The 510-nt window shown below is 59.8% G+C and carries 1 pseudogene; it reads right to left on the minus strand.

Features of this window, described 5'->3' with window-relative positions:
* Positions 1-503 (minus strand): annotated as a pseudogene (locus A1830_RS23095) (type IV secretion protein Rhs); the annotation flags it as partial.
* Positions 504-510 lie beyond the last annotated feature (7 nt).

Here is a 510-nt window from a genome sequence, read left to right on the forward strand (position 1 = left end):
CTGTCATACTGGCGGGTCTGTTCACGGGTTCCCTGAGTGCGGGACACCTCCCGGTGCAGGCGGTCGCGGGTAAATTCGCTGATGGTCTGCTGGTTAAAGCGGAGGGCACTGACGTGACCGGAGCCGTAGTGCAGCCAGCTTATCTGCTGCCCGCCGGGCAGGGTCAGCGCGGTAAGATTGCCCAGAACGTCATACGCAGAATGCAGCTCACCGTTCACCCCCTGCTCACTGAGCAGTTTTCCTGTCGCGTCAAAGGTAAACTGAATATCATCCGCTTCAATTCCCAGCGCCAGGCCTGCTGCGGTCGGTATGCGCGTCAGGCCGGTAAGCTTCCCGATGTTGTTACGCTGGTAATGGTACCGGGCATCGCGGGTTATCCGGGTGGTCAGCAGTCCGCTGCTGTCATAGCTGAACTGCTGAACACGCCGGGGAATGCCGCCATCGTTGTCCGGTCTGCCGCTTTCCATAAGAGTGGTAAGCAGTCCCCGTTCGTTCCATTCCATCTGCCGG

The organism is Erwinia sp. ErVv1 (assembly GCF_900068895.1).
Lineage (GTDB): Bacteria > Pseudomonadota > Gammaproteobacteria > Enterobacterales > Enterobacteriaceae > Erwinia.